The 23,006-nt window shown below is 58.9% G+C and carries 20 protein-coding genes and 3 pseudogenes; 11 read left to right on the forward strand and 12 right to left on the reverse strand.

Annotation, left to right across the window (positions count from 1 at the left end; genetic code table 11):
- Positions 1–138 precede the first annotated feature (138 nt).
- Positions 139–825 carry an ABC transporter ATP-binding protein gene (locus HMPREF2888_RS05250; protein WP_070518473.1) on the forward strand — a complete coding sequence of 229 codons (687 nt, stop codon included), beginning with the start codon at positions 139–141 and terminating at the stop codon, positions 823–825.
- A complete protein-coding gene (locus tag HMPREF2888_RS05255; protein WP_070518475.1) occupies positions 815–3,250 on the forward strand; it encodes a BatD family protein in 2,436 nt (811 codons plus the stop codon). The genes HMPREF2888_RS05250 and HMPREF2888_RS05255 overlap by 11 nt, the downstream gene beginning before the upstream one ends.
- Here HMPREF2888_RS05255 and HMPREF2888_RS05260 read toward each other — a convergent pair.
- Positions 3,247–4,071, reverse strand: a pseudogene (locus tag HMPREF2888_RS05260) (citrate/2-methylcitrate synthase); the annotation flags it as partial. The gene HMPREF2888_RS05255 and the pseudogene HMPREF2888_RS05260 sit on opposite strands and share 4 nt — an antisense overlap.
- 2 nt (positions 4,072–4,073) lie before the next feature.
- Between HMPREF2888_RS05260 and HMPREF2888_RS12470 the strand changes: the two are divergent.
- Positions 4,074–4,220 (forward strand): annotated as a pseudogene (locus HMPREF2888_RS12470) (short-chain fatty acyl-CoA regulator family protein); the annotation flags it as partial.
- A gap of 618 nt (positions 4,221–4,838) precedes the next feature.
- Positions 4,839–5,168, forward strand: a complete 330-nt coding sequence (locus tag HMPREF2888_RS05265) for a hypothetical protein (protein ID WP_141744829.1) — start codon at positions 4,839–4,841, stop codon at positions 5,166–5,168.
- A 111-nt stretch (positions 5,169–5,279) separates the two neighbouring features.
- On the opposite strand, the gene HMPREF2888_RS05270 is transcribed toward HMPREF2888_RS05265, so the two are convergent.
- The 4 genes from HMPREF2888_RS05270 to upp all read right to left on the reverse strand — a co-directional run bounded on the left by HMPREF2888_RS05270 (position 5,280) and on the right by upp (position 9,099).
- Positions 5,280–6,728 carry an NAD(P)H-quinone dehydrogenase gene (locus HMPREF2888_RS05270; protein WP_235591002.1) on the reverse strand — a complete coding sequence of 483 codons (1,449 nt, stop codon included), beginning with the start codon at positions 6,726–6,728 and terminating at the stop codon, positions 5,280–5,282.
- A gap of 65 nt (positions 6,729–6,793) precedes the next feature.
- On the reverse strand, positions 6,794–7,975 hold the full coding sequence (locus tag HMPREF2888_RS05275) for a M20 family metallopeptidase (RefSeq protein WP_061920732.1): 1,182 nt from the start codon (positions 7,973–7,975) through the stop codon (positions 6,794–6,796).
- 113 nt (positions 7,976–8,088) lie between these two features.
- A complete protein-coding gene (locus tag HMPREF2888_RS05280) occupies positions 8,089–8,412 on the reverse strand; it encodes a helix-turn-helix domain-containing protein (protein WP_070518476.1) in 324 nt (107 codons plus the stop codon).
- Between the two features lie 51 nt (positions 8,413–8,463).
- The gene (upp, locus tag HMPREF2888_RS05285; RefSeq protein WP_061920727.1) at positions 8,464–9,099 is read right to left on the reverse strand and encodes a uracil phosphoribosyltransferase; all 636 of its coding nucleotides are present in this window, start codon (positions 9,097–9,099) and stop codon (positions 8,464–8,466) included.
- A 52-nt stretch (positions 9,100–9,151) separates the two neighbouring features.
- Here upp and HMPREF2888_RS05290 point away from each other — a divergent pair, with 52 nt between their 5' ends.
- The 3 genes from HMPREF2888_RS05290 to HMPREF2888_RS05300 all read left to right on the forward strand — a co-directional run bounded on the left by HMPREF2888_RS05290 (position 9,152) and on the right by HMPREF2888_RS05300 (position 11,666).
- Positions 9,152–9,436: a hypothetical protein gene (locus HMPREF2888_RS05290; protein WP_061920725.1), complete on the forward strand. Its 285-nt coding sequence runs from the start codon at positions 9,152–9,154 to the stop codon at positions 9,434–9,436.
- The gene (locus HMPREF2888_RS05295; RefSeq protein ID WP_070518478.1) at positions 9,433–10,359 is read left to right on the forward strand and encodes a C40 family peptidase; all 927 of its coding nucleotides are present in this window, start codon (positions 9,433–9,435) and stop codon (positions 10,357–10,359) included. Before HMPREF2888_RS05290 ends, HMPREF2888_RS05295 begins: the two co-directional genes overlap by 4 nt.
- Before the next feature lie 68 nt (positions 10,360–10,427).
- On the forward strand, positions 10,428–11,666 hold the full coding sequence (locus tag HMPREF2888_RS05300; RefSeq protein ID WP_061920720.1) for a hypothetical protein: 1,239 nt from the start codon (positions 10,428–10,430) through the stop codon (positions 11,664–11,666).
- Positions 11,667–11,765: 99 nt separating this feature from the next.
- Here HMPREF2888_RS05300 and HMPREF2888_RS05305 read toward each other — a convergent pair whose 3' ends face one another.
- Positions 11,766–12,650 carry an amidohydrolase family protein gene (locus HMPREF2888_RS05305; RefSeq protein WP_235591001.1) on the reverse strand — a complete coding sequence of 295 codons (885 nt, stop codon included), beginning with the start codon at positions 12,648–12,650 and terminating at the stop codon, positions 11,766–11,768.
- 40 nt (positions 12,651–12,690) lie between these two features.
- Between HMPREF2888_RS05305 and HMPREF2888_RS05310 the strand changes: the two genes are divergently transcribed.
- Positions 12,691–13,977: a D-alanyl-D-alanine carboxypeptidase family protein gene (locus HMPREF2888_RS05310; protein ID WP_061920841.1), complete on the forward strand. Its 1,287-nt coding sequence runs from the start codon at positions 12,691–12,693 to the stop codon at positions 13,975–13,977.
- Here the strand turns inward: HMPREF2888_RS05310 and HMPREF2888_RS05315 are convergent.
- From HMPREF2888_RS05315 to HMPREF2888_RS05340, 6 genes are all read right to left on the reverse strand, one after another.
- Entirely contained in the window at positions 13,946–14,782 is an 837-nt protein-coding gene (locus tag HMPREF2888_RS05315) for an RDD family protein (RefSeq protein ID WP_061920717.1), read from the reverse strand. The two genes, HMPREF2888_RS05310 and HMPREF2888_RS05315, sit on opposite strands and share 32 nt — an antisense overlap.
- A 51-nt stretch (positions 14,783–14,833) precedes the next feature.
- Complete coding sequence (locus HMPREF2888_RS05320; RefSeq protein WP_070518534.1) at positions 14,834–15,916, reverse strand: YhjD/YihY/BrkB family envelope integrity protein; 1,083 nt, start codon at positions 15,914–15,916, stop codon at positions 14,834–14,836.
- Positions 15,917–16,011: 95 nt separating this feature from the next.
- Positions 16,012–17,031 carry a tryptophan--tRNA ligase gene (gene trpS, locus HMPREF2888_RS05325; protein WP_061920716.1) on the reverse strand — a complete coding sequence of 340 codons (1,020 nt, stop codon included), beginning with the start codon at positions 17,029–17,031 and terminating at the stop codon, positions 16,012–16,014.
- A gap of 98 nt (positions 17,032–17,129) precedes the next feature.
- The gene (locus HMPREF2888_RS05330; RefSeq protein WP_049147434.1) at positions 17,130–17,321 is read right to left on the reverse strand and encodes a hypothetical protein; all 192 of its coding nucleotides are present in this window, start codon (positions 17,319–17,321) and stop codon (positions 17,130–17,132) included.
- Between the two features lie 55 nt (positions 17,322–17,376).
- Positions 17,377–18,303, reverse strand: coding sequence for an exodeoxyribonuclease III (locus HMPREF2888_RS05335; protein ID WP_061920713.1), 927 nt, complete (start codon positions 18,301–18,303; stop codon positions 17,377–17,379).
- A gap of 102 nt (positions 18,304–18,405) precedes the next feature.
- Positions 18,406–19,578 carry an MFS transporter gene (locus tag HMPREF2888_RS05340; protein WP_082778551.1) on the reverse strand — a complete coding sequence of 391 codons (1,173 nt, stop codon included), beginning with the start codon at positions 19,576–19,578 and terminating at the stop codon, positions 18,406–18,408.
- Between the two features lie 388 nt (positions 19,579–19,966).
- Between HMPREF2888_RS05340 and HMPREF2888_RS05345 the strand changes: the two genes are divergently transcribed.
- The 3 genes and pseudogenes from HMPREF2888_RS05345 (at position 19,967) to HMPREF2888_RS05355 (ending at position 23,001) form a co-directional block, all read left to right on the forward strand.
- Positions 19,967–21,001, forward strand: coding sequence for an iron-siderophore ABC transporter substrate-binding protein (locus tag HMPREF2888_RS05345; RefSeq protein WP_061920711.1), 1,035 nt, complete (start codon positions 19,967–19,969; stop codon positions 20,999–21,001).
- Between the two features lie 4 nt (positions 21,002–21,005).
- On the forward strand, positions 21,006–21,998 hold the full coding sequence (locus HMPREF2888_RS05350) for a FecCD family ABC transporter permease (RefSeq protein ID WP_061920706.1): 993 nt from the start codon (positions 21,006–21,008) through the stop codon (positions 21,996–21,998).
- Positions 21,998–23,001, forward strand: a pseudogene (locus tag HMPREF2888_RS05355) (FecCD family ABC transporter permease). The gene HMPREF2888_RS05350 and the pseudogene HMPREF2888_RS05355 overlap by 1 nt, the downstream one beginning before the upstream one ends.
- Positions 23,002–23,006: the final 5 nt, after the last annotated feature.

Genomic DNA, 23,006 nt, shown 5'->3' on the forward strand with positions numbered 1-23,006 from the left:
TTCGTCCTTCGCTTCTGAAGGATTCATTTTGAATGACGGATACCAGCTGCAGGCTGTGGTCTCGCCACCAGCCATTCCTGTTCCCACTCAAGCCTCGGTCAACGACCTTGACGTGAGCCTCTCTGTTGTAAAGAACTCATGAACTCAGTCACCATTTCTAACGTTCACAAGTATTTAGGCGAAGGCGCCCAGCGCACGCATGTTCTCAAGGGCGCAAGTCTAGAGGTCAATAAAGGCGAGTTTCTCGGAATTTCGGGAAAGAGCGGCTCCGGTAAAACCACTCTCCTGCGCGCGGTTGCAGGTCTTCTACCTATCGATGAAGGCTCAATCTCAGTCTTCGATACCTGTGTATCCACCGCTGCTCCCAAGGAACTACTTGCCTTGCGCCGCAACGTAATCGGCTTCGTCCACCAAGACGACCTGTTGATGAATGAACTCACCGCGCTCGAAAATGTCGTGCTTGTGCTTGCAGCAGCGGGGTTCGATGAGAAGGCAGCACGCGACAAGGCTTCCGAGGCATTAGCCCAGGTAGGACTTGCAGAACTCGCTCAACGATTTCCCGCAGAGATGTCGCGCGGACAGTGCCAAAGAGTAGGAATCGCCCGAGCGCTGTCCGGTGCCCGGCAAGTTCTCTTGGCTGACGAGCCGTCTGCTGCGCTCGATTCCGAGAACTCCCATGGCATTTTTCAACTATTCAAAAAGCTCGCATCAACTGGCACAACCGTGATAGCAACCAGCCACGATCCCATCATGCTCGACTATTGCAGCACGGCCTACACGCTGATCGACGGCCAGATCGGGAAAGCAGCCCCGCATGCTCAATGAACTGATTACGAAAGTCGTGCATTCTTCGAAACGGTACCGCTTCGGCGCAGCGGCAATCGCAGTGTGCTTAGGATTATTCGCATTTGCTGTCTCGGCCGATCTCTTCATGACGTTGTCCCCGCAGCAGAAGGCGCAGTCAGAATTGGGAAACAACGCCGTGCGCGTGGACGTGCCTGTGTACACGCGGGCGGGCGTGGTTGAGCAGACGCTGCCACAACTTGATTCCCCAGAGCGGGGATTTACTGCCCAGCTCGAGACTTACGATCTCTATGTCGATAGCGATCCTTCAAATTCCCTTGTCTACAAGGAGTCTCACTGGGAAGATCAAGCTCCCGATTTTGGGTTGGCATTGGTTCAGGGCCATTGGCCAAGCACCCCCGGGGAAGTAATCGTCACTGAGGACGTTAACCTTAGCCTCGGAGAGAACACAACTGCATTCAACGGCACGCTACCGCTCCGCATCGTTGGCGTTGTATCGAATTCCTTCCACAGCCAGGAGAAAGCGGTGTACGGCGCATCGGGAACATGGAACACCATCGACGCCGACGCTTATTCCACGACCTCCGCTTCGGTCCGGCCGATTGTGTTCGGTTCCGAAGGAACGACTCCTGCCGAGCTCACCGAATTCATCAGCAGTCAGCTCGGGGATACCGACCTCGTCGATCGTGCAGCGCTTAACGACGCCTTCTCGGCATCGCTCCTCACCCGCGAAAGCCTGCTCGCCACGCCGCCTTCAGGGTTCGCCGATAGCTATTCTTTCTTCTTCGGCCTGTTCGCCGTTGTCATACCGTGTGCTTTGATCCTCTTTTTGTGGCGAGTCACGTACCTAGTTCTTCACCCGTTGAACCGGCGGTTCTTCGAGCTAGGAATCTCCCCCTTCCTGTTGTGGAAGTCCAGCACATCCACCCTGCTTCGTTCAGCCCTGATGTACTCCGTCTTAGGCCTCGTTGTAGGTGCAGGCCTGGCGCAATGTGTGCGCCCTTTCATTTCGGGACTTGCAGGGTTACCTGATCCTGGAGTCCTCATTCCATGGAAATGGTTAGTGCTTCTTCTCGCTAGCTCGCTAGTAGCACTCCTGATTGGTGCTATTGCCACCGCACCGTCGGCTCAACCTCATCCGTTTTGGAAAGACATCCCGCTACCGGCCCCATCGGCATCATTCTTGCGTTGGAGTGCGATTGCTATTGCCCTTGTGGCCGCACTCTTCACGGTCGCTGCAGCGCTGCTGGGGCCAGACGTGTTCGAAACCTGGGCGCCATTGCCAACCGTAGCATTGTGCATCGTCTTTTCCCTTCTTCTCGCACAATGTCCGCGAACCAGCCGGCCCTACACTCCAGCAGGCGTGGCCCTGAGATTTGCCGAGAAGCATCGTCAACTCATTGGTACGGGTCTAACGCTGTTGGTCCTGTGCATGGGAACCGCGGTGTTCAGCAGTTCGATGTCAGCCAGCTTCACAGCCAGTGAGAATGACAGTTTGACGTCAACGATTGCCCCAAACCAGGCACACGTTTTAGAAAAGACAGATAACGGGCTTTCCACAAGTGCTGAATCCGTTCAGCACGTCGCCACTGCGTTGGGTGTGCCCGCCCCAGTTCGTATTTCTTATGTCCAGGCCACGCTAGACATGCCCACGGAGATGTCGGGAACCTATGGCGTACTGACCGTCGAATCCGTTCATGACGTAGAGCAGCTCTTAGTCCGAGAGCTCACGGACCGTGAAAAAGATGTTCTTAAGACCGGAGCTTTGGTCCGCGATAACCGATTCATCAATCAAGACCACGTTTCAATCACCACGGGCAAAAACTCAGGTCTCACATCACTTCCAGCGCTGAGCGCGGATTTCGGACCTCACTGGGAGAAACTAGCTGGAGGGTTTATCCTCGCATCCACGGCGCAGAAACTCAACGCACCGGCAGGCAGGACACAATGGGTCTTTACGGGTCTCCAGGAAGACCAAGAAAAACGCTTTCTTGATAGCGCTGCGCAAGCACGTATCCCCCACGAGCTCGTACTGCTACCGCTGGTTCAATCTTCTTCGACGCCGCGGGCATTCTACATCAGCTTGGCGGCCGCGCTGCTCAGCGCGTTAGCCGTAACCTTTGTTTTCTCGCGGCACCTCGCTCGGGCTACCGAAGCAATCCAGACCACCTTTAGAGTACTGGGCCTCGATTCTTCCTGGCACCTAAAAATTGTTGTACTCACCGCGAGCGCACTGGCATGTGCTGCGATCATTACTGGCTGTCTCGGCGGAATTCTCCCACTTGCCGGAATGGCCTACGCAATGGGAGATGGCCTCACTTTCGCCATCGATTGGAAGGCACTTTTTGTGGCTGCAGGCGCAATAGCACTAGGCGCTGCAGGTGGCGTTGGCATGACATGCCTTCGCTACGTGCAGCGCCCGTCGTCCAGCGCAACTGCTAACTAGATTTCCTTCGGCGGAACGGAGCGCTGCTCCTTGCCGTTGTAGGCAGACAGCGGGCGGATGAGAGAGTTGTTCTCGTTCTGCTCCACGATGTGTGCGGTCCAGCCGGTGATGCGGGCCATCACGAAGATCGGGGTGAAGAACTCAATGTCGAAGCCCAGGATGTGGTACGCAGGGCCAGCCGGGAAGTCCAGGTTCGGCTGGATCTTGATGGAGGTGTTTTCGTACATGGTCTTAGCCATCTTCTCGTACATCTCCACCCACTGCTCCTGGCCGTGGTCCTTGGCCAGCTCGCGGAAAGCAGCCTCCATGGTCGGAACACGGGAGTCACCGTTCTTGTACACGCGGTGGCCGAAGCCCATGACGAGCTCCTTGTTCTTGAGCTTGTTCAGGGTCCACTCCTCTGCCTTGGCGGGGTCACCAATCTCGAGGAAGTTCTTCATCACAGCCTCGTTGGCACCACCATGCAGCGGGCCCTTCAGAGCACCGATGGCGGCAGTGACTGCGGAGTAGGTGTCCGACATCGTCGAGGTCACCACGCGGCCAGCGAAGGTGGACGCGTTGAAGGAGTGCTCAGCGTAGAGGATGAGGGACTTATCAAAGGCCTCAATATCGGAGCGCGACAGGGCCGGCGATCCTTCTTCCTCACCGAAGACCATCCACAGGAAGTTCTCCGCAAAGCCCTTCTTGCGGGAAGGCTCGATGTAGCCTTCACCGCGGCGACGGCGGATGTCTAGTGCGACGATAGTCGGCAGCTTCGCCATAAGCTCCAGCGCGGTGCGGCGGATGTGCTCGGAGTCTTTGGTGTACTCCTCCGGATCCTGGCCTCAACCTCAACCCGGCCGCCGCCACCCCTATCGGGCCCGGGTGCACCACCTGCCCGCGCAGCGCCTGCCCCCAGCGTGCTTTCCCGCAGTCCGGCGTCGAGGCGCACCACGATCTCAACGCCAGCCCCAGCGACCTGCACTTATAGGCACAAAAACATTTGCATCAAACTCCTCATTCATCGAAACTACTGATGCCGATTCAGTTAACTTGGTAGATACGTCCGGAGAACTTCTAGAAGTCGTCGAGATTGCAAAAGCGGTCGATGCGAGCGGTGCATTATCGGAAGCACGGCTCTCGTCATCCGACAGCGAAATCTCACTCCAAAACTCTGATTCTGCGGATTCCGTAGAGCTCGTATTCATTCCAGCCAGGGACCTTGGCCAGGACTCTGCTGTTAACTATGAGAACGTGATTGGGGTTCCCGGAAATTACCTATTCGGTCCAAACCATCCTCAGAAGCGTCTTCACGACTATTGCTCCAATTCCCCCGACGATTTTCCGAACCCGATCGGGCCACATTCCCCATTCCACGAACCTTGCGAAATTGACGATATGTGTATTGAAGCCGCTGGTCACCACGATCACGCGTGCGACGGCCCCTTGCGTGACAACATGAAAACAACTGCCGTGCGACTTACGGCCCCGGAGCTACCCGGGGCTCCTGTGGCGCCACCGCCGATGTTTATTATGGCTATTATTGTGTGGTCACTGCCGCTTCTTATTTCGACTAGCCCCTTTGAGCACCAGATTGGAGATGATTTAGGTGACAAATGCAAGAGTTTTAAGCTTTCTCTCGCTCGTATCGATTGTTGTCGCGATCGCTTGCATGTCCATGGAGTTTGGTACGGCTTTTCGAGTAATGGAATGGGTAGCGTTGATAGTCACGGTGGCAGCACTCGTAGCCATCCTGGCCCGCCCGCAGGCGCCGCGGATGCCGAAAATTGTGGGCGGCCTCGGCGCCGCGCTCATCATCGCGGGAGTGGGGTCCTTCATCGCGCTGACCGGCACCGCGTCCATCAACCTGACGGGCCTGGCGGCCCTGGCCGTGGGCTTTATCGCGCTGCTGGCCTACCTCTTCCTGGCCCGGGCCTAGGCCGCGGGAGCGGCAAAAGCACGGAGAAAGCGCAGCAAAAAGGCAGCTGGTCTGACCAGCTGCCTTTAATTTGTGCCGCCGGGGCCGCCCTCGGGGGCGTTTGAGCAGTGTCTACTCCAGATCGTCGTGGGCAACCAGGCGGCGGGCGGCCTCGGTGATGGTGCCGGACAGGGACGGGTAAACCGCCAGGGAATCCGCCAGCTGGTTCACGGTGAGCTGGTTGGTCACGGCAACCGCGACGGGCAGGATGAGCTCGGAGGCAGTCGGAGCAACAATCACGCCGCCAATGACGCGGCCGGAGGTCGCACGGCAGAAGAGCTTGACAAAGCCGTGCTGCAGCGAGCGCATCTTGGCGCGCGGGTTGGTGTTCAGCGGCATCATGACGGTGCGGGCAGCCACCTCGCCGGCCTCAATCTCAGCCTGGGTAAAGCCCACAGCGGCAATCTCCGGCCGGGTAAACACGGCGGTGGCGACGGTCTTCAGACGCAGCGGGGACACGCCCTCACCCAGGGAGTGGTACATCGCGATACGGCCCTGCATAGCGGCCACGGAAGCCAGCGGGAACAGGTCGGAGCAGTCACCGGCTGCGTAGATGCCCGCGACGTTGGTGCGAGAAACGCGGTCGACCTTGATGTGGCCCGACTTCTGAGTAGCCACACCAACGTGCTCAAGGCCAAGTTCCTGGGTATTCGGGATGGAGCCGATGGACATGATGACGTGCGAGCCATGAATCTCGCGGCCGTCCTGCGTCTTGACCACAACATTGCCGTCTTCAGTACGGGTAACGGTCTCAACGCGGCAGTTCTTCTCCAGCTCCACACCGCGCTCAGCCAGAACGGTCTCGAGGACGTCGGCTGCGTCGGCGTCATCATGCGGCAGAATACGGTCACGGGAAGCCACCATGGTTACCTTGACGCCCATCTCTGCAAAAGCAGAAACGAACTCCGCACCGGTCACTCCAGAACCGACCACGATGAGGTGCTCCGGCGCTTCCTTCAAGTCATAGACCTGCTGCCAGGTCAGGATGCGCTCGCCGTCTGGCTGCGCGCCCGGCAGGATGCGCGGGGTGGCACCGGTAGCCACGAGCACGAGGTCTGCCTCGAGGGTTTCAGTTTCGCCTTCGCGCTTGACGACGTCGACCTTGTGCGCCGCGCCCTGCACCCCATGCTGGTCCTCGCTGAAGCTCGCGCGGCCGTCAATAACGTTGACGCCGATCTTCTCCAGGCCTGCACGAACGTCTGCCGACTGCTTGCCGGCCAGTGCCTGCACGCGTTCGTTCAGGGCCTGCAGCTTCAGCTGCATTGAGCCGAGCTGCTCGTTGAGCCCCATGGCTTCAGCGCGACGGAAGTCGGTGCGCAGGTTTGCACCAGCAATGAAGGACTTGGAAGGAACGCAGTCCAGCAAGACGGAAGAACCGCCGGGGCCCTGCTCTTCAACCAGGGTAATCTGTGCGCCGTACTTGGCTCCGGCAATGGCCGCCTCGTAGCCTGCTGGGCCGCCACCGATGATAACGATGCGCGGGGCATCCTCGATTGCAGCGTCTAGCGTTTCCTTCGTCACTGTCTAATGCTCCTTTATAGAGTGTTTAAGGACCTAATCCTTAAGACAGTGTAATGGTTGCTCCCCTATTCCTGCACCTTGGTAAATTGCTCCACCACGGAGCCGAAAAGCTTCACGCCTACACCGATGCAGCGCTCGTCGACATTGAGATCCCCCATGTGCAGATCGTGCTGCTCGCCCTCGCCAGACCAGCAGCCCAAACGCGCCATGGAGCCCGGCACATGTTCTAAGTACCAAGAGAAGTCCTCGCCGCCGGAGGATTGCGGGGCCTGGACGACGGACTGCGGGTCGATGGCCTGTGCGGCAGATGCTAGCAGTGCGGTAGAGACGTCGTCGTTAAGCACGGGCGGAACGCCGCGGTGATACGTGAGCTCGTGTTCCACCCCAACCGGCGCCAATACCTGCTCCACGAGCTCCGAAAATAGCGCTTGCATGCCGCGCCAGATACCGATGTCCGCGGTGCGCATGGTGCCCGTTAGCGTGCCGGACTCCGGCATTGCGTTCGGCGCATAGCCGGAATTGACCTGTCCGAAGACCAAGACCGTTCCCGTCCGCGGATCCACCCGGCGCGACAGCAGGGTCGGCAGCTCCGTGATGGCCTTGCCCAAAGCGTAGACGACGTCTGCAGAAAGGTGCGGGCGGGAGGTATGACCTCCTGGGCCTTTGATCTCGAGCTCGACGACGTCGGTTGCAGAGGTAATCGCCCCAGCACGCACGCCAATTCGGCCCACGCGCAGCTTCGGCTCCACGTGTACCGCGAAGATAGAGTTAACCCCTTCAAGAGCGCCCCACTCGATCACATCCGTGGCGCCGCCGACCCACACTTCCTCCGCTGGCTGGAAGATAACGCGTACACCCAACGGCAAGGAATGCGCGCGCTCGAAATCCGCCAGAGCGCACGCAAGCCCCAGAGCGATGGTGGTGTGCACGTCGTGGCCGCAAGCGTGCATAGCACCGGGGTTTTCGGAGGTGTATTCCAACCCCGTGACCTCGGTAACCGGAAGTGCATCGATGTCGGCGCGAAAGGCCAAACGGCCCTGCTCGGTATCAGGGCCGATATCAACCATCAGGCCAGTCTGCGGGAAACGCTGCGGATTTAACCCATATTCTTCGAGCTTGCGGGCGATGAAGTTGGTGGTCTCAACTTCATTGTTGGACGTTTCCGGGTGCCGATGAATATGGCGGCGCCATGCAATTACTTCCGCGCGATGATTGTCGAACCACTCATTCACGAATGTGGAAATCACTCGGCACCTCCCAAAATTTTTCTACTGACCTCAAAGTCTACAACTAGACAAAGCGGTTCAGGTAGCCACGCAGCTCAGCGCCGGAATATACCAAGTGGTGCAGTTTTTCTTCTTTAAAATTCTGCGGCCGCAGCGAAGCGACGCCGGTTGATATACTCGGGCGCAAACGGGGTGACTTCGTCAAGCATGTGCTCCGCATCGGGCAGCAACGCAGACGGTGGCACTTCCAGCGCGAATGCCAACTTAAACATCGTTGAAAGCTGCGGATCCGCTCGCAGCGGCAGCGCCTTATCCGTACGCTCCAAGTTTGAGATTTGGCTGCGCGAGACCCCCGAGATTTCCGCCAAAGCCTGTTGGGACATGCGGCGCCGTGCACGAATCCCCCGTAACCGCGCCGCAAAGTCATGCCCTACTAACGCCCACGTTTTGTTGGCCACGAATCTTTCCTTTCCCCCAAAAGTAGTTCGTGGCCGCTAGCCTAGCGCAGATTAGAAATCGATGTTGCGCGGGCCGTAGAGGCGGTCACCGGCGTCGCCCAAACCAGGAACGATGTAGGCGTCTTCATTCAGGTGCGAATCAATCGCGGCAGTAACCAGACGCACAGGCAGACCAGAATTGGCCAGCGCATCGACACCTTCCTGCGCGGAAACCATGCAGATTGCGGTGATGTCGGTGGCTCCGCGGTCTGCCAGCAGCTTTAGGGAATGCAGCAAGGAACCGCCGGTGGCCAGCATTGGATCCACCACAAAGACGGTGCGGCCGGAAAGATCCTCTGGCAGTGCCTCTAGGTAAGGGACCGGCTCGTGGGTCTCTTCGTTGCGGGCCATGCCGATGAAGCCCACCTGCGCGTCTGGGATCATGGCGAGAGCTGGGTCAATCATGCCCAGTCCAGCGCGGATAATCGGAACGATGATGGGCGGGTCGAGCAGGCGGGTGCCTTCGGCTGTTGCCACGGGGGTCTCGCAATCGAAGTGCTCGACGTCGAGCTCGCGGGCGGCCTCATAAACAAGCATGGTTCCGAGGTCTTTGAGGGCGGCGCGGAATGTGGAGTTATCACTGCGGGCATCGCGCATGATGGTCAGGCGGGAAGCAGCAAGCGGGTGATCTACTACGTGGATGTCCATGGTTTCCCACTTTAGAACTTTTGGGAACCGTTTGGGTTTTGGGGCAGTCCAAATGACTATGACGACTTTCACGATTGATACCGAATTCACCCGACATCTAGCCCGCGAACTTTTTGCCGCTACGCAAGAGACCACTCCTCCACTTCCGCATATACCTGACGGTTCACTTTCTGCATTTGGTGCTCATCTTTGTGACGCCGTTGCCAACCTCAACTCCCGCACGGAATCTCTGCGCGCGGATATGGAAGAGGTAGCCGCGGCGTCGGTAGCCATGGCAGAGGAGGCGGACGCCGCTGATTCTGCGACTGCCGCTCATCTGGGAGGTGTTCTTTCATGATTGAGGCAGCAGTAAAGCAGATTTCGCAGATGGCTCCTCCTGCGCTACCGGCGGTAGAGCTGCCAAAGGTCCCGGATTTAGAGACTGTCCCGGCGCTGGCAAAAATTGCGCACGGTGACCCTTCCAAGCTTCTCGACGCCGCGAATGTCCTTGCAGAAGACCGCACCACCATAGAAAACGCGGTATCCCAGGCGCAACAACTGATTAAAGCTGCAGGCCGCGACCTCATTGGTATTGGAATCTCGCTGTTGACCAAGGCCGCCCCTGTGGCTTTGGGCATGCTCGTTCCGAACCCGGCAATCAATGCGGCAGCTCGGGCGCACATACAAGGTTTGATCGCGTCCCATCTGGCACAAGCTTTTGCGCGCTTAAAACAGCTATTGAGCGAACTGTTGGCGGCGGCTCAGCCGCTATTGCCCATTGCCCGGCGCGCGGTGGAAAAGACTGTCATTGGCCGCAGCTCTGAGCCTGCCGAGCCGCAGATAGCGCTGGGAAATGGTGAGAAACCAAGCGAGGTTAAGCCGGTCGCTGGGCTTTCTTCTACCGTTGCGGCGGGTTCTTCCAGCGCAGGTGAGGGCAGCTCACAGGGCAAGGCCGCAGTCGCTGCGGCGATGAGCAAGCTCGGTACGCCTTATGTTTGGGGCGGTACGGGTAACGGCGGCTTCGATTGCTCCGGTCTTACCCAATGGGCGTGGCGCCAGGCAGGCGTGGAGATTCCACGCACGGCGGAAGCACAGACCTTGGGCAAGCAGGTTAGCGCAAATGAGCTCCAGCCGGGAGACCTCGTGGTTTGGGACGGGCACGTCGCGATGTACAAAGGCAGCGGTGAGATGATTGAAGCCGGCAGCCCGGTGGAGACGAGTCCGTTACGCACCAGCAATATGGGTATGGCCTTCAAGGGCTTTTGGCGGCCCACCGGCTAAAAGTATCTCGCTGGACTCGGGATATGCGAATACGGCGAATCTAAAATGTTTGGGTAGACTGTTTGCCCATGAGCACACGCGCAATTGTTCCAGTCCAGCTCTCCTTGACCGCGGGCGATTTCTACACCCTGTGGGCGCCAAAGTGGCGCCAGAATGGCTCCGAGTGGCAGGCATTTTTGGGGGATGCGGAATCAGTCCTCGTGTTCAACTCCGAAGCAGAGATGCTGTGCTACCTGGAGTCCGGAAAGCACCATGATCTCCTCGACCATCCACAGTGGTCCGAGTTCGCTGCGCGTGCCGAAGACCGCGTCAGCCCAGCAAAGAAGGAAGTCTTCGATCTCATCGGAATGCCGGCGCACCTAGCCGGCCGCCCCAGCCACGAAAACGTTAGCGCGGTTGCTCGCTGCCTAGAGGTAGCCGAGTCTCTCGCTAACGTAGCCGGCGCCGAGCACACCGTAATTTTCTTCGCCTCCCACTCCATCCTGCGCAACGTCCCGCGCGGTGCAGACCACTACGCGGGCGAGCAAGGCATGAGCGAATGGTCTGGTGTAGGCCGCGTAATCCTTGCTAACTGGAAGGAAGTAATCGAGGACCTCGATTCCAACGTCAAGGTAGTAGATTCTTCCGAGTTAGACTCGGCGCAAGTCGCTTCAGCCGAAGAGCGCATCGCAACCGCAACCGCGGCGGCCGAGAAGGAACGAAAGGAAAAGGCAGAGGCACGCAAAGCTGCGGCGGCGGCAGCGGACCCGTATGACAACTCCCCATGGGCTGCGGCGGGCATCGATCCGGTCAAAATCACCGCAGACATGAAGTCGGTTTATACGCTGCGCACCTACCTAGACGGCAAACCCGTGTTCTTGGGCAAGTGGGGCGAAATCTTCACCTTCAACTCCCCGAAGACTCTCGTTCGCTGGATTATGGAAAACGACGAGCATGATCTTGCCCGCGTTTCCACCTGGGAGGAACTCGTCTCCGCGGCCAACGCTGGCGAGCTGGAGCTTAGCGTTCACCCGGATAATCAGTACACCTTCAACGGGCTTACCCGCGATATCGAGAAGGGCCCCGAGGCAGTCGACCAAGACCAGATGGGCCGCTGCTACGAGGTTTGCGCAGATGCCGCAGACTGGGCTGGCGACGACTCTATTAACTCCTACATGCTCGAAAACCCACGTTTCCAGGATTACTTGGGCTACATGCTGGGCTCCACCGAGCACGCAGGCTACGTCCCCTCGAAGCCTTATAACCACCACGCAGAGGCATGGAAGGGCCTAGAGGAAATGCTCATCAAGCGTTTCTCCCGCTTCTAGCCTCAACGTGAAAAGACCCTGCATCGCAAGATGCAGGGTCTTTTACGATGCAGGGTCTTTTGCTTGTGCTGGCATTACTTCGCCGGCTGCTCCGGGGAACTATTCCGCGGCGACGGACTCTTCGGTGTCTGGTCCTGCAAGCTCAGGGTCAGAAAGCTCCTCGTATGCGGGAAGGATGACAGTCTCCAGCAAGTGCTGACGCTCCTCCTCAGTGCTAAACGAGTTCTCCAGCGCCTTCACGCTCAAATCGAAAAACTCCTCCAACCCGTAGCCAAAGTGCTCGGTTAAAGCCAGGAACACCTCATTGAGATTGCCCGAACCGGCGGTTACGGCACAGGTAAAGCCCAGCTGCTGTAGCAGCGGCAGCGGATGGTCGCTGAATTCCTCAAAAGACAGCGGCTCAAAGGTAGCTGCCAGATGGCGATCCCGAATCCAACTCGAGACCGTTCCTGGCTGGATGCCCTCGAGATCGGCGGAGAAATCATCCGGCAGCTGGGTCGCATGCGCCAAACGAGTGGCACCGGCCTGCACAGCAGCAGCAACCGCCCCGAATTCGAGGCCGCGGACATCAACAACGAAAGGCACGAAATTCGCGCGCAGATCCGCAACAACCTGCGGATCACTCTCGCCTTCCAGCACAAAACCGACGACCTGCGAGCCCAAACGGGCGCTAGCGGACTGCGGGGCGTTGGTCAGCAACAAACGCGCATCAATTCCGGCAACGTCGAGGCCGGCTGTCGCTGCTTCGAGAGCGGCTTCCGCACCAAAAGCAAATGCCTGTGGGTCGAAACGAATCTCTGCATACACCACGTTCGCCGCGGCCAATTCCTGAACATATTCGCGCATCGCCGCGGTTAAGGCGGCGTTATCTGCGGGCAAAGATTCCGGCGCGAAAACCGCATCCAATTCGACCTTGGGAAGACGAGCGATAAGCTCCGGCGCGGAATCTTTATTTTCTGGGCTAATTAATGGTGCGTCATGCATAAGACACATCCTAGGCACTGTGCCTAAGATGTTCCATGCCATGAAAAACGTTATCGCTACCTTCCTCGCTTCCGCCTGCCTCGTCGCTAGTGCTCCGCTTGCCTCGGCCCAAGACTTTGCACCCGCAGAGTCCGAACCTGACTCCAACGCTGAGCCAAACGTTGAAGGCGCCGAGACCAACGCAGACGCCGCAGAAATGAGCACGGACGCCGAATCCTCGGCCATCCGGACCGAAGCGCCGAACACCGATAACTGCCCCCACTCGCTTAGCCCCGGAGAGCCTGTCTCCACCTCGGAGCGTCTCGCGCCGGGCCAGCCCACCCCAACTCCCCTGCCGCCTGTCAAATCCACGCAGCGCTGTGGTGTCACCGCCGCCCCAAGATTCGATCTCAATAAGGACGTCGTCGCCTCCGCTTGGATGGTCAGCGACTTAGACACCGGCGAGATCATCGCCATGAAAGACCCGCACGGCCGCTACCGGCCGGCTTCTATCATCAAGGCCCTTCTAGCACTTGTGGTCATCGAGGAAGTCCCCCTCGACAAAAAAGTCAAAGCCACCATGGAAGATGCATCCGTCGAAGGCTCCGCCGTAGGTATCGGCCCCGACGGCGAATACACCGTTGAACAACTCCTCGAGGGCCTGTTGATGGCCTCCGGCAATGACGCCGCCCACGCCCTCGCCGGCCAAGTTGGCGGCGATGAGAAGGCCCTACGCAAAGTCAACGCGCTCGCGAAGAAGCTCGGCACCCGCTCCACCCACGCGGCAAGCTACTCGGGCCTCGATTCAGCCGGCATGTCCACCTCCGCGGAAGACATCTCCATCATCTACCGCGCGGCATTCCAAAATAAGACTTTCGCCCGCATCGTCGATACCGAACACGTCAAATTTCCCGGCTGGGGCGAGCTGCCCGGCTACGAGTTATGGAACGACAACGGCCTTTATTTAAACGATCCCAACGGAATCGGCGGTAAGACCGGCTACACCGAAGACGCCCACCACACTTTCGTTGGCGCACTCGACCGCAATGGCCGCCGCCTGCAGGCCGTCATCTTAGATACCACCGTCGAGCACGGCTTCCGCGCGTGGCAGCAGGCGCAGATGCTTCTCGACGCCGCGTATAAAGTCCCGGCTGGCTCGGGCGTCGGCAAGCTTGGCGACGCCCCGCAGAAAGAAACTCCTCGCCCCGCACCGCAGACCACGCAGCAGGCCCCCGAAACTAAAAAATCAGCCCTCGAGAAAATCGAGGGCTGGGCCGGCTGGGCCATCGCTGCAGCAGTGGCCTTGCTGGTTATCGTTATCGCTGCTTTTTCACTACTTCGGCATTAGCGAGGTTATCGTGCGCACCGAGTAAACCATTTTCCTGATTGATAGTGGTGGCGTAGAAAATCGCGGCGAAGAAGCTGACTGCCCCACCCAAACCTGGAACGAGGGTGACAACGCGCCACCACTGCCGTTTCAAAGACTGGACAACGCTGAGCTTGTCACCCGAAGTCCGGTCACGGACTTCGTAGCCCAACAGCTTCTTTACCGGCGTTGCGCCCCATGAAACTTCGAAGCCTACGCAGTACAAAATCGTGCACAGCCCGAAGATAAGAGACATTGACAGCTCCGAGGCCCCCGCACTTATTGCCGCAATCGGAGCAGAAACCATGCCGCATAGGACGAGGTCCGCAATAGCCATCAGCGCACGGGTGCTGCCCAACGGGCGCTCGGCGTTAACTTGCGCTGGCTGATACGGGCTAAACGGTGCCGGAGCGGCCGCCTTATTCTGCGGCGCGAAAGGATCGAAGGGCGAAGCCTGGGCCTGCGCAGTTGGAGCGAAACCATAAGGCTGCTGTGGGCGCTGCATTTGCGCCGGCCACTCTCCGTAAGCCGCAAGCTCACTCAGCTGCGCCCAGGTGGGCTGGAAACTATCCTCCAGGCCCTGATCGTAGGTGGCGCGGTTTTCCGGGTTAGACAAGATTGTGTGGGCAATCTGTGCTTCTTGCCGGCGGTCGTCGCCAAGCTCGAAGCCCATCTGCTCCAGACGCGCGTCCTTGGCAGCAAGCAAGATTCCCAGCTCTCGGGAAGTGCTGCGATGGTCGAGGGAAAAGTGCTCGTACAGGTTCGGCGCGAAGGATTCTGGAGTCATAATAAGTAGTCTAAATCAGAGCCTAAATTATAGTGTCGGGGACGGGGAATGTTACTTCCGACGTAGCAGTGCCGCGATGCCGGCAACCACAGCACCCATCGCCGCACCTGCGCCGAGGGTCACGCTAGTCGACGGTCCGCTCTTGACCTCATTGCGCACGCGGATCACGGCAGGCTCCGGCACTGGTGGCTCCGCCAACTCCATGGATTCTTCGGTAGTGGCGGTCCACGCGGAGACATAAAGTACGACGCGCCAAACCAGGTACATCATGACCATAAGCACAATAACCGGACCAAATACCGCACCCGCGGGGTTGCCGGAGGCAGAAGACATGATCACGGTGGAAAGCTGCTTGATGGCCTCGAATGCCACCGCACCGATTACCGCACCCTTCAGGCCGGATTTGGCAGGGACCTCTGTGCGTGGAAGGAAGACGATCATCCACCAGAACACGAGGAAGTTCGCCAGCAAGCCGAGGGCAATACCGGCCAGGATGATCACGGCGTCCATGCCCGGGAAGGAGGCGATGCCGACCTTTTCAAAGATTTTCTGAGTAAGACCGGACGAGCCCGCGGCGGTAACGCCGAAGGCGATGATGAGCGCCACCAGCAGGCCGATTAGGCCCAGAAGGTCGCTCAACTTTTGGGTAAAGAAGTTGCCCTGGGTTTCGTTCGGATCCTTATCCCACATCGCAGAAATGCCGATACGCAGGTTATTCATCCAGCCCAAGCCGGACCAGAGAGTGGTCAGGCCACCGATGCCGTACATCGCGCCGCGCTGGGCGATGGCGGTTTCTAGGACCTCGTTGATGGTGCCGCCAAGGTCGCCGGATACGGAGTTGGAAATGTAATCCTGGACCTGTTGCATGAGGTCAGGGCGGCTCGCCAAGACCGTTGCGGCAACTGCCACCGTAAGCATGAACAGCGGGAATATTGCCAGCACCGAGAAATAGGTGATGCCGGCGGCGAACTGGTTGCCGCCGTTTTCGCCGTAGCGGCCCAGCATGCGCATGATGTGGTCGATGAAAGGCGACTTATCCCGCACCTTGTCTACCGGACTTGGGTCATCAGCGTAGGCGCGCTCGATGCCGTAGTCGTCCGTCTTGGAAGAGTCTGTTTGGGTGGTGGTAGCCACGGGCAACATGTCCTTTTCACGTATGAGTTTTCACATATAAGTTCAGACTACCCAGGTTAGCGTGTCATACCACCACCGCGCAGAATTGCTGGCTTTTACTTACGCAGTCGGGGGAGGAATCCGACTGCCTCGTAAACCTTCTCCACGAGCGGTTCTGCAATCTCCGAAGCCGCCTCTGCGCCTTTAGCCAGCAGGCGTTCCAGCTCGCCGCGGTCCGCCATGAGCTCGTCGTAGCGAGACTTCAAAGGAGTAGTAAACGCCTCCAGCGCATCGGCGGTATCCACCTTGAGGTGGCCATAACCCTTATCGGCGTACTTTTCCACCAGCGCATCAATCTTCTCGCCCGTGAGCGCAGACTGGATGACCAGCAAATTAGACACGCCCGGCTGCTTTTCGCGGTCGAAGGCCACAACGCCCAAGTCATCGGTGACCGCAGACTTGATGCGCTTCGCGGAAGTCTTAGGCGGATCCAGCAGGTTAATAAGGCCCTTTGGGTTATCTCCCGACTTCGACATCTTCGAAGTCGGCTCCTGCAGGTCATAGATCTTCGCAGCGCCTTCCGGAATGAATGGTTCCGGAACGCGGAAAACCTCGCCGTATTTGTTGTTAAAGCGCTCCGCCAGGTTGCGGGTTAGCTCCAGGTGCTGGCGCTGGTCCTCGCCCACCGGCACGTAGTCCGGGGAGTACAGGAGGATATCGGCTGCCATCAGCATTGGGTAAGTAAACAGGCCAACCGTTGTGCGATCCGAGCCGTGCTTTGCAGACTTATCCTTGAACTGGGTCATGCGGGAGGCCTCGCCGAAACCGGTCAGGCACTGCAGCACCCAAGTCAGCTCCGTATGTGCCGGAACGTGGGACTGAACAAAAAGCGTGGACTTTTCCGGGTCAATGCCCAGCGCAATAAGCTGTGCGGCACCCGCGACGGTGCGGTTGCGCAACTCCTCCGGATTCTGCTCGACGGTAATCGCGTGCAGATCAGGGATGAAGTAGAAGGCCTCGTAGCCGTTTTGCAGATCGATCCACTGCTTCAGCGCTCCCAAGTAGTTACCCAGGTGATAGGAATCAGCCGTGGGTTGGATACCGGACAGTACGCGGGATGGATTCTGCTCATTCATGGTTATTCACTCTACCCCGGCAGCTGCAGCGCGCACCCAAGAGATCAAAAATGCCCCTTCCCCAAAGGCAGGAAAGAGGCATCAAAGATGCGCAGGCTTTAAAGCTTGCGGGAGGTTGGCGCATGAACGTCGAGCATAACTGCCCAACCAGCGACCATGAACGCGCCGCCGACGCCCTGGAGGATAATAGGAGCCAGGAAGGCGAAGGACGGACCTACGATGGTCCACCACCAAATACCCAGGCCGAGCAGTACGGCGCCGAGCACGAAGTAAATAATTGCGCGGGTCATTAGGTTCTCCGTATACGAACTTAAGGGTTTAAAGACTGATCCAGTTTAACACCGCTTAGCGATACTGCACCAGCAAAGGGGAATGATCGGACCACCGCTCCTCCACGCTTGGTGCTTTTTCCACCCAGCTTTTTTCTACACGGGAGAGCAAGTCCTTGGTCGCCGCCTGATAATCGATGCGCCAGCCTGCGTCATTATTAAAAGCCTGGCCGCGATAGGTCCACCAGGTATATGGACCATCAGCCTCTGGCGCCAAGCGCCTTGCAACGTCGTACCATTTGACGTCTTCCTCCCCCGGCACGCGGGTGGACCAGTCAGTCTTGGTCGCATACTCCACGACGCCCAGGTAATCGCCCAACCCCTTCTTCGGTTGCGGCGCGTCGTCCGGGAAGGTGCCAAAGACGTGATCCATGAAAGCGCGCTCTTCCGGCAGGTGGCCCGACTTCTTCTCGTTGGCCTTGTTGTTTTTCAGATCCTGCGCGCGATGGCAGATATTCCAGTCACCGCCGATAACTGCCTGCGGGTAAGCCTCTGCCAGCTCAGACAACACGCCTGAGAACTCGTCGAGGAAAAGGTACTTTTCATCGAGCTTTGGCGAATCCGTATCGCCCGAAGGCAGGTACAGCGACGCCACTCGAACGTCCTTGCCCTCTGGGTCCTTAACGGTAGCCGCAATGAAGCGACCGGCATCGAGGAAGGAACCGAAGCCAACGGTGACGTCGCTAAGCGGCGTGCGCGACAAGATTCCCACGCCCGCGCGCCCCTTAGCGGCAGCCTCTGCCTGCTCGAGGTGCCAGCCGGCCTCCAAAGCTGGGGCAAGCGCCTTCTCCGTCTCCTTCGGATTCGCGCGGACTTCCTGCATGAGGACAACGTCCGCCGCAGTCTCAGCAAGCCACGCATTCATGCCTGGGTTGTTTTCATTGCGCTGCCTGCAGGCGGCGCGAATTCCGTTGACGTTAACGCTTGCGATAGTAAAAGTCATGCGCGCCAGTCTACTTACGCGCGAGCAGACAAACCGCAACCGCCACCGCGGCTAGTGCCGTGCCCGCCAGCGCCGGTGGATGCCTGAGAGCTCATAGCCTCTCTAGCTTTGTTCGATGATCTTGCTATAAACACCGCTTCGCTTGGCGGTTACCTGCGTGATGAACCAGACGACGATACCGCCCGATGCGAGCACCGCACCGACAAGCGAGGTGGCGTTGTAGTCAAAGCCCGCACCGACGACGAGTCCGCCCAAAGCCGCGCCCGAGGCGTTCGCGATGTTCAACGCGGACTGGTTGAACGCGGAAGCCAGGGTCTGAGCATCGCCGGCAACAATCATGAGGCGCAGCTGCAGCGATGGGATAAGGACGGAGCCGAAGAAGGCTAGGAAACCGAACGCGGTGGCGGCCACCCACAGACTATGGGCGCCGAAGAAGAAGATAAGGGAGGTCGCAACCAAGCAGAGGAGGGCGAAGACGATAGAGTATTCGGTGTTGCGGTCAGCAAGCGCGCCGCCAACCGCGTTGCCGATGGTCATTCCGATGCCGTAAATCATCAGCACCGCCCAGGTCCAGTGCTCTGGCATTCCCGCAACTTCGGTCATCGTCCAGGTGATGTAGGTGTAGACGGCGAACATGCCGCCGAAGCCGACGATGCCCATGATGACAGAAAGCCATACCTGCAGGTTCTTCAAAGCGCCCAGCTCAGTGGAGATATCCGTCGAAGGCATCTGGGTCATGTGTGGGAAAAGGAAAAACAGCAGAATCATCGTCGCCAGCGCGAGCAGGACGACGAGGAAGTAAGCCGCGTGCCAACCCAAGCTCTGGCCCAGCGCCTGGGCTGCTGGCACGCCGACGACCGTGGCAACGGCCAAACCCATGCCGATTGCGGCCATCGCCTTACCGCGAGCGCCTTTCGGCGCCATCGCCGCAGCCGAGAGGTTGGCCACGGAGAAATAAGCGCCGTGCGGCAAGCCTGCGATAAAACGGGCAATAAGTAACGTCGCCAGGTTCGGCGCCAGTGCCGTCAGTAGGTTGCCAATCAGAAGAAATGCGATCAGCAAAATGATCAGTCGACGGCGCGGGAATTTGCCCGTTACCGCAGAAATCACCGGCGCACCGACCACAACGCCGAGCGCGTAGACCGAAATCAGCGTCGAGGCAGCGTCCTCCGTAATGCCGAAGTCACCTGCGATAAGCGGCAGCAAGCCCATCGACACGAACTCGGTGGTGCCAATCGAAAACGCACCCAGCGCAAGGGCGAGGGTAACCAGCATACGGCGGGCATTGGAAATCTCGGTTTGGCGGGGGACGCGGGGCTTGGGTGCGGCGTCGGCAAGCAAGGCATCGGCACGCGAAGCATCGGCAGGCGAAGCATCGGCACGCGAAGCGTCGGGACGCGAACTATCGGCGGACGCGGCGGTAGAAGAAACAGGTTTCACGTGCGGAGACCTTAGCGCGGGGCAGACAGTGTGCGTAAGTCGGAAAGACTGAACTGGGTTATTCCCACACCGTCGGACTTTTGTGTCAAAGCTCATACCGAAGAAATTGCGCAACATAGTCGTTGCATAATAGGCTTGCCTGAGTTAGAACAGGATTACCTTATCCAGTAATTACTGCTGATCCACCAAGCAAGGAGATCTCCCCCTCGTACGTGCACAAAGCATCATCGCCTCCGTCGCAGCGGCAGCCACGCTATTCAGCGTCACCGCCTGCTCGTCCGAAGAATCGACCAGCAACGAGTCTGTCTCCTCTGCAGACAACGCGAACTCGGCCGCTTTCCCCGTCACCATCGAGCACGCTTTCAGTGAGACCACTATCGAGAAGGCGCCTGAGCGCGTAGCCACCGTTGGCTGGGCCAACCACGAGGTCCCCCTTGCCCTTGGCGTTGTACCAGTGGGCATATCCAAGTCCACCTGGGGCGATGACAACGGCAACGGCATCATGCCGTGGACCGAAGAAAAGCTAAAGGAGCTCGGTGCTGAAACCCCGACGCTTTTCGATGAAACCGACGGCATCCCCTTCGAGCAGGTCGCCGATACCCAGCCGGACGTCATTCTGGCCTCCTACTCTGGCTTGACGCAAGAGGACTACGACACGCTGTCCAAGATCGCTCCCGTCGTGGCCTACCCCGATGTTCCATGGGCTACGTCCATGGAAGAGATGGTGGAGATGAACGCTGAGGCCATCGGCAAGGAAGACGAAGGCAAAAAGCTTGTCGACGACCTCGATAAACAAACCGAAAAGGCCCTGAGCAAATATCCAGACTTAAAGGACAAGAAGCTCCTGTTCACCGCATTCGGCGGCACCACTGACGCCTCCAAGATTGGTTTCTTTACCACTGAGGATCCGCGCATGGGCTTCCTTGCTGAACACGGTCTCGGAACCCCGGACATCGTAGAGAAGAACTCCAAGGGCGCGAAGCAGTTCTGGGTTGAGGTCTCGGCCGAAAAGCCGGAAGAATTCAACGACGTCGATCTCGTCGTGGCCTACTCCTCCGGCAACGCGGCGGATGACAAGAAGGCTTTGGAGGAAATGCAAAAGGATCCACTTAAGGGCAAGATTCCGGCCGTCAAGGCTGGCCACGTTGTTTTCCTCGACAACGGCCCACTTGGTGCTTCTGCTAACCAATCTCCGCTTTCTATTCCATGGGGTATCGATAAATACTTCGAGCGCTTGAACTCCGGTTTGCAGGGCTAATTCCATGACGGCTAAAAAGACCGCCGTCAGCATCGGACTATTGGCCGCCACTGTTGCCACAGTGGTGGCTTCGGTCATGTTTGGCGTGCGCACGATTTCCCTATCCGACGCCCTCTCAGCGCTTAGCGGTTCCACTGCCACCGCCAGTGAGGCCGCCGCCTACTTGCGCGTGCCCCGCACCGTTTTGGCACTATTCGTCGGAGCTGCACTCGCCATGTCGGGCACCACGTTGCAAGCCATGACCCGCAATCCCCTCGCCGACCCCGGCATCTTCGGCATCCTGTCTGGTGCTTCCCTCGCTGTGGTCGTGGGTATCGCGTTCTTCGGACTCTCGCGCCCTGTTCCGACGATGATTGTGTCCATCATCGGTTCTTTCGCGGCCGCGGCGTTTGTTTATTTCGTCGGTTCCCTAGGCCACGGAGGCGCTACTCCCCTAAAGCTCGCGCTGTCCGGCGCCGCTACAGCCGCGGCCTGCTCGAGCTTGGTCAGCGCCGTGCTTTTGCCCCGCACCGATGTCATGGACCAGTTCCGTTTCTGGCAAATTGGCTCCGTTGGCGGCGCCCAGTGGCCGCATATCGCTATGGCCCTGCCTTTCCTAGTGCTGGGTCTTGTCATCGTGTTGGCCTGTTCGACAGCGCTCAACGCACTTGCGCTTGGCGACGACGTCGCCACCGGCCTCGGCATCAACGTCCTGCGTGCGCGCCTAATCTCCGTTGTCGGGGCAGTCATCTTGTGCGGCACGGCCACGGCGCTCGCCGGCCCCATCGCTTTTGTGGGCCTTATCGTCCCTCACGTGATGCGCATGGCCCTAGGAACCGACCATCGACTTCTCCTGCCGATGACCGGCCTCGCCGGCGCCTTCCTGCTCGTCGCAGCCGATACTTTGGGCCGCGTCGTCGCACGCCCCAGCGAGATTGCCGTCGGAATCCTCACCCCGCTTATCGGAGCGCCATTGTTTATTTGGATCGTCCGTCGCACAAAGGTGCGTGATCTCTAATGCAAACACTCCAGCAGCAGCGCCGTGCCCGCACTCGTTCTTTTGCCTGGTGCCTTAGCGCGCTCATCGCTCTCATCGTAGTGTTGTGGGCCGCCAGACTCATGTTTGGCGAGACCTTCTACGGCCCCCAGAAGATCCTCCAGGTCTTACTCGGAGAGACCGTTCCCGGCGCTTCCTTTACCGTCGGCGAACTACGCCTGCCGCGGGCCACCGTGGCCGTGGCTGCAGGAATCGCTTTCGGCATCGCCGGTGTGACCTTCCAAACCATGCTGCGCAACCAGCTAGCCTCGCCGGATATCATCGGCATCTCCTCCGGCGCCTCAGCCGCAGGCATTACGGCAATCGTCTTTTTCAATGCTTCCCAAACCACAGTCTCGATTTGGTCGCTGCTGTGTTCCCTCGCTGTTGCCGGAGCCATCTATTTGTTGTCGCTCAAGTCAGGTTTTACTGGCACCCGCCTGATTCTCATCGGCATCGGTATGTCCGCAATCTTGCAGGCCTGGACGAACTTCGTGCTATCGAAAGCACCGTCTTATGACCTGCCCACGGCCACACGGTGGATTACGGGCTCACTCAACACCATGTCTTGGCAGCGTGGCCTCCCCCTCCTCGTGGCGGTAGTAGTCATCGCGCCGGTCATGGTTATGCTCGGCCACAAACTCAACGTGCTACGGCTTGGCGACGACCTCGCCGTCGGACTCGGCCTCCGCCTTAACGCTGTACGCGTTACGGCAATTGTCGGTGCGGTCATCCTCATCGCAGTGGCCACCGCTTCGACAGGCCCCATTGCATTCGTGGAATTTATGGCAGGGCCAATCGCCACCCGGCTTTCCGTCAGGGACCTTCGATGATCGCTCCCGCCGGTGCCATCGGCGCCATCCTAGTTCTTGCTGCGGACATGGCCGGACAATACTTCTTCGGCACCCGCTATCCGGTCGGAGTCGTCACCGGTGCGCTCGGTGCCCCCTTCCTTATCTATTTGCTTACCCGTACCAACCGTTAGGACAC

The sequence above is a fragment of the Corynebacterium sp. HMSC077D03 genome, from assembly GCF_001808545.1.
Classification (GTDB): Bacteria; Actinomycetota; Actinomycetes; order Mycobacteriales; family Mycobacteriaceae; genus Corynebacterium; species Corynebacterium simulans.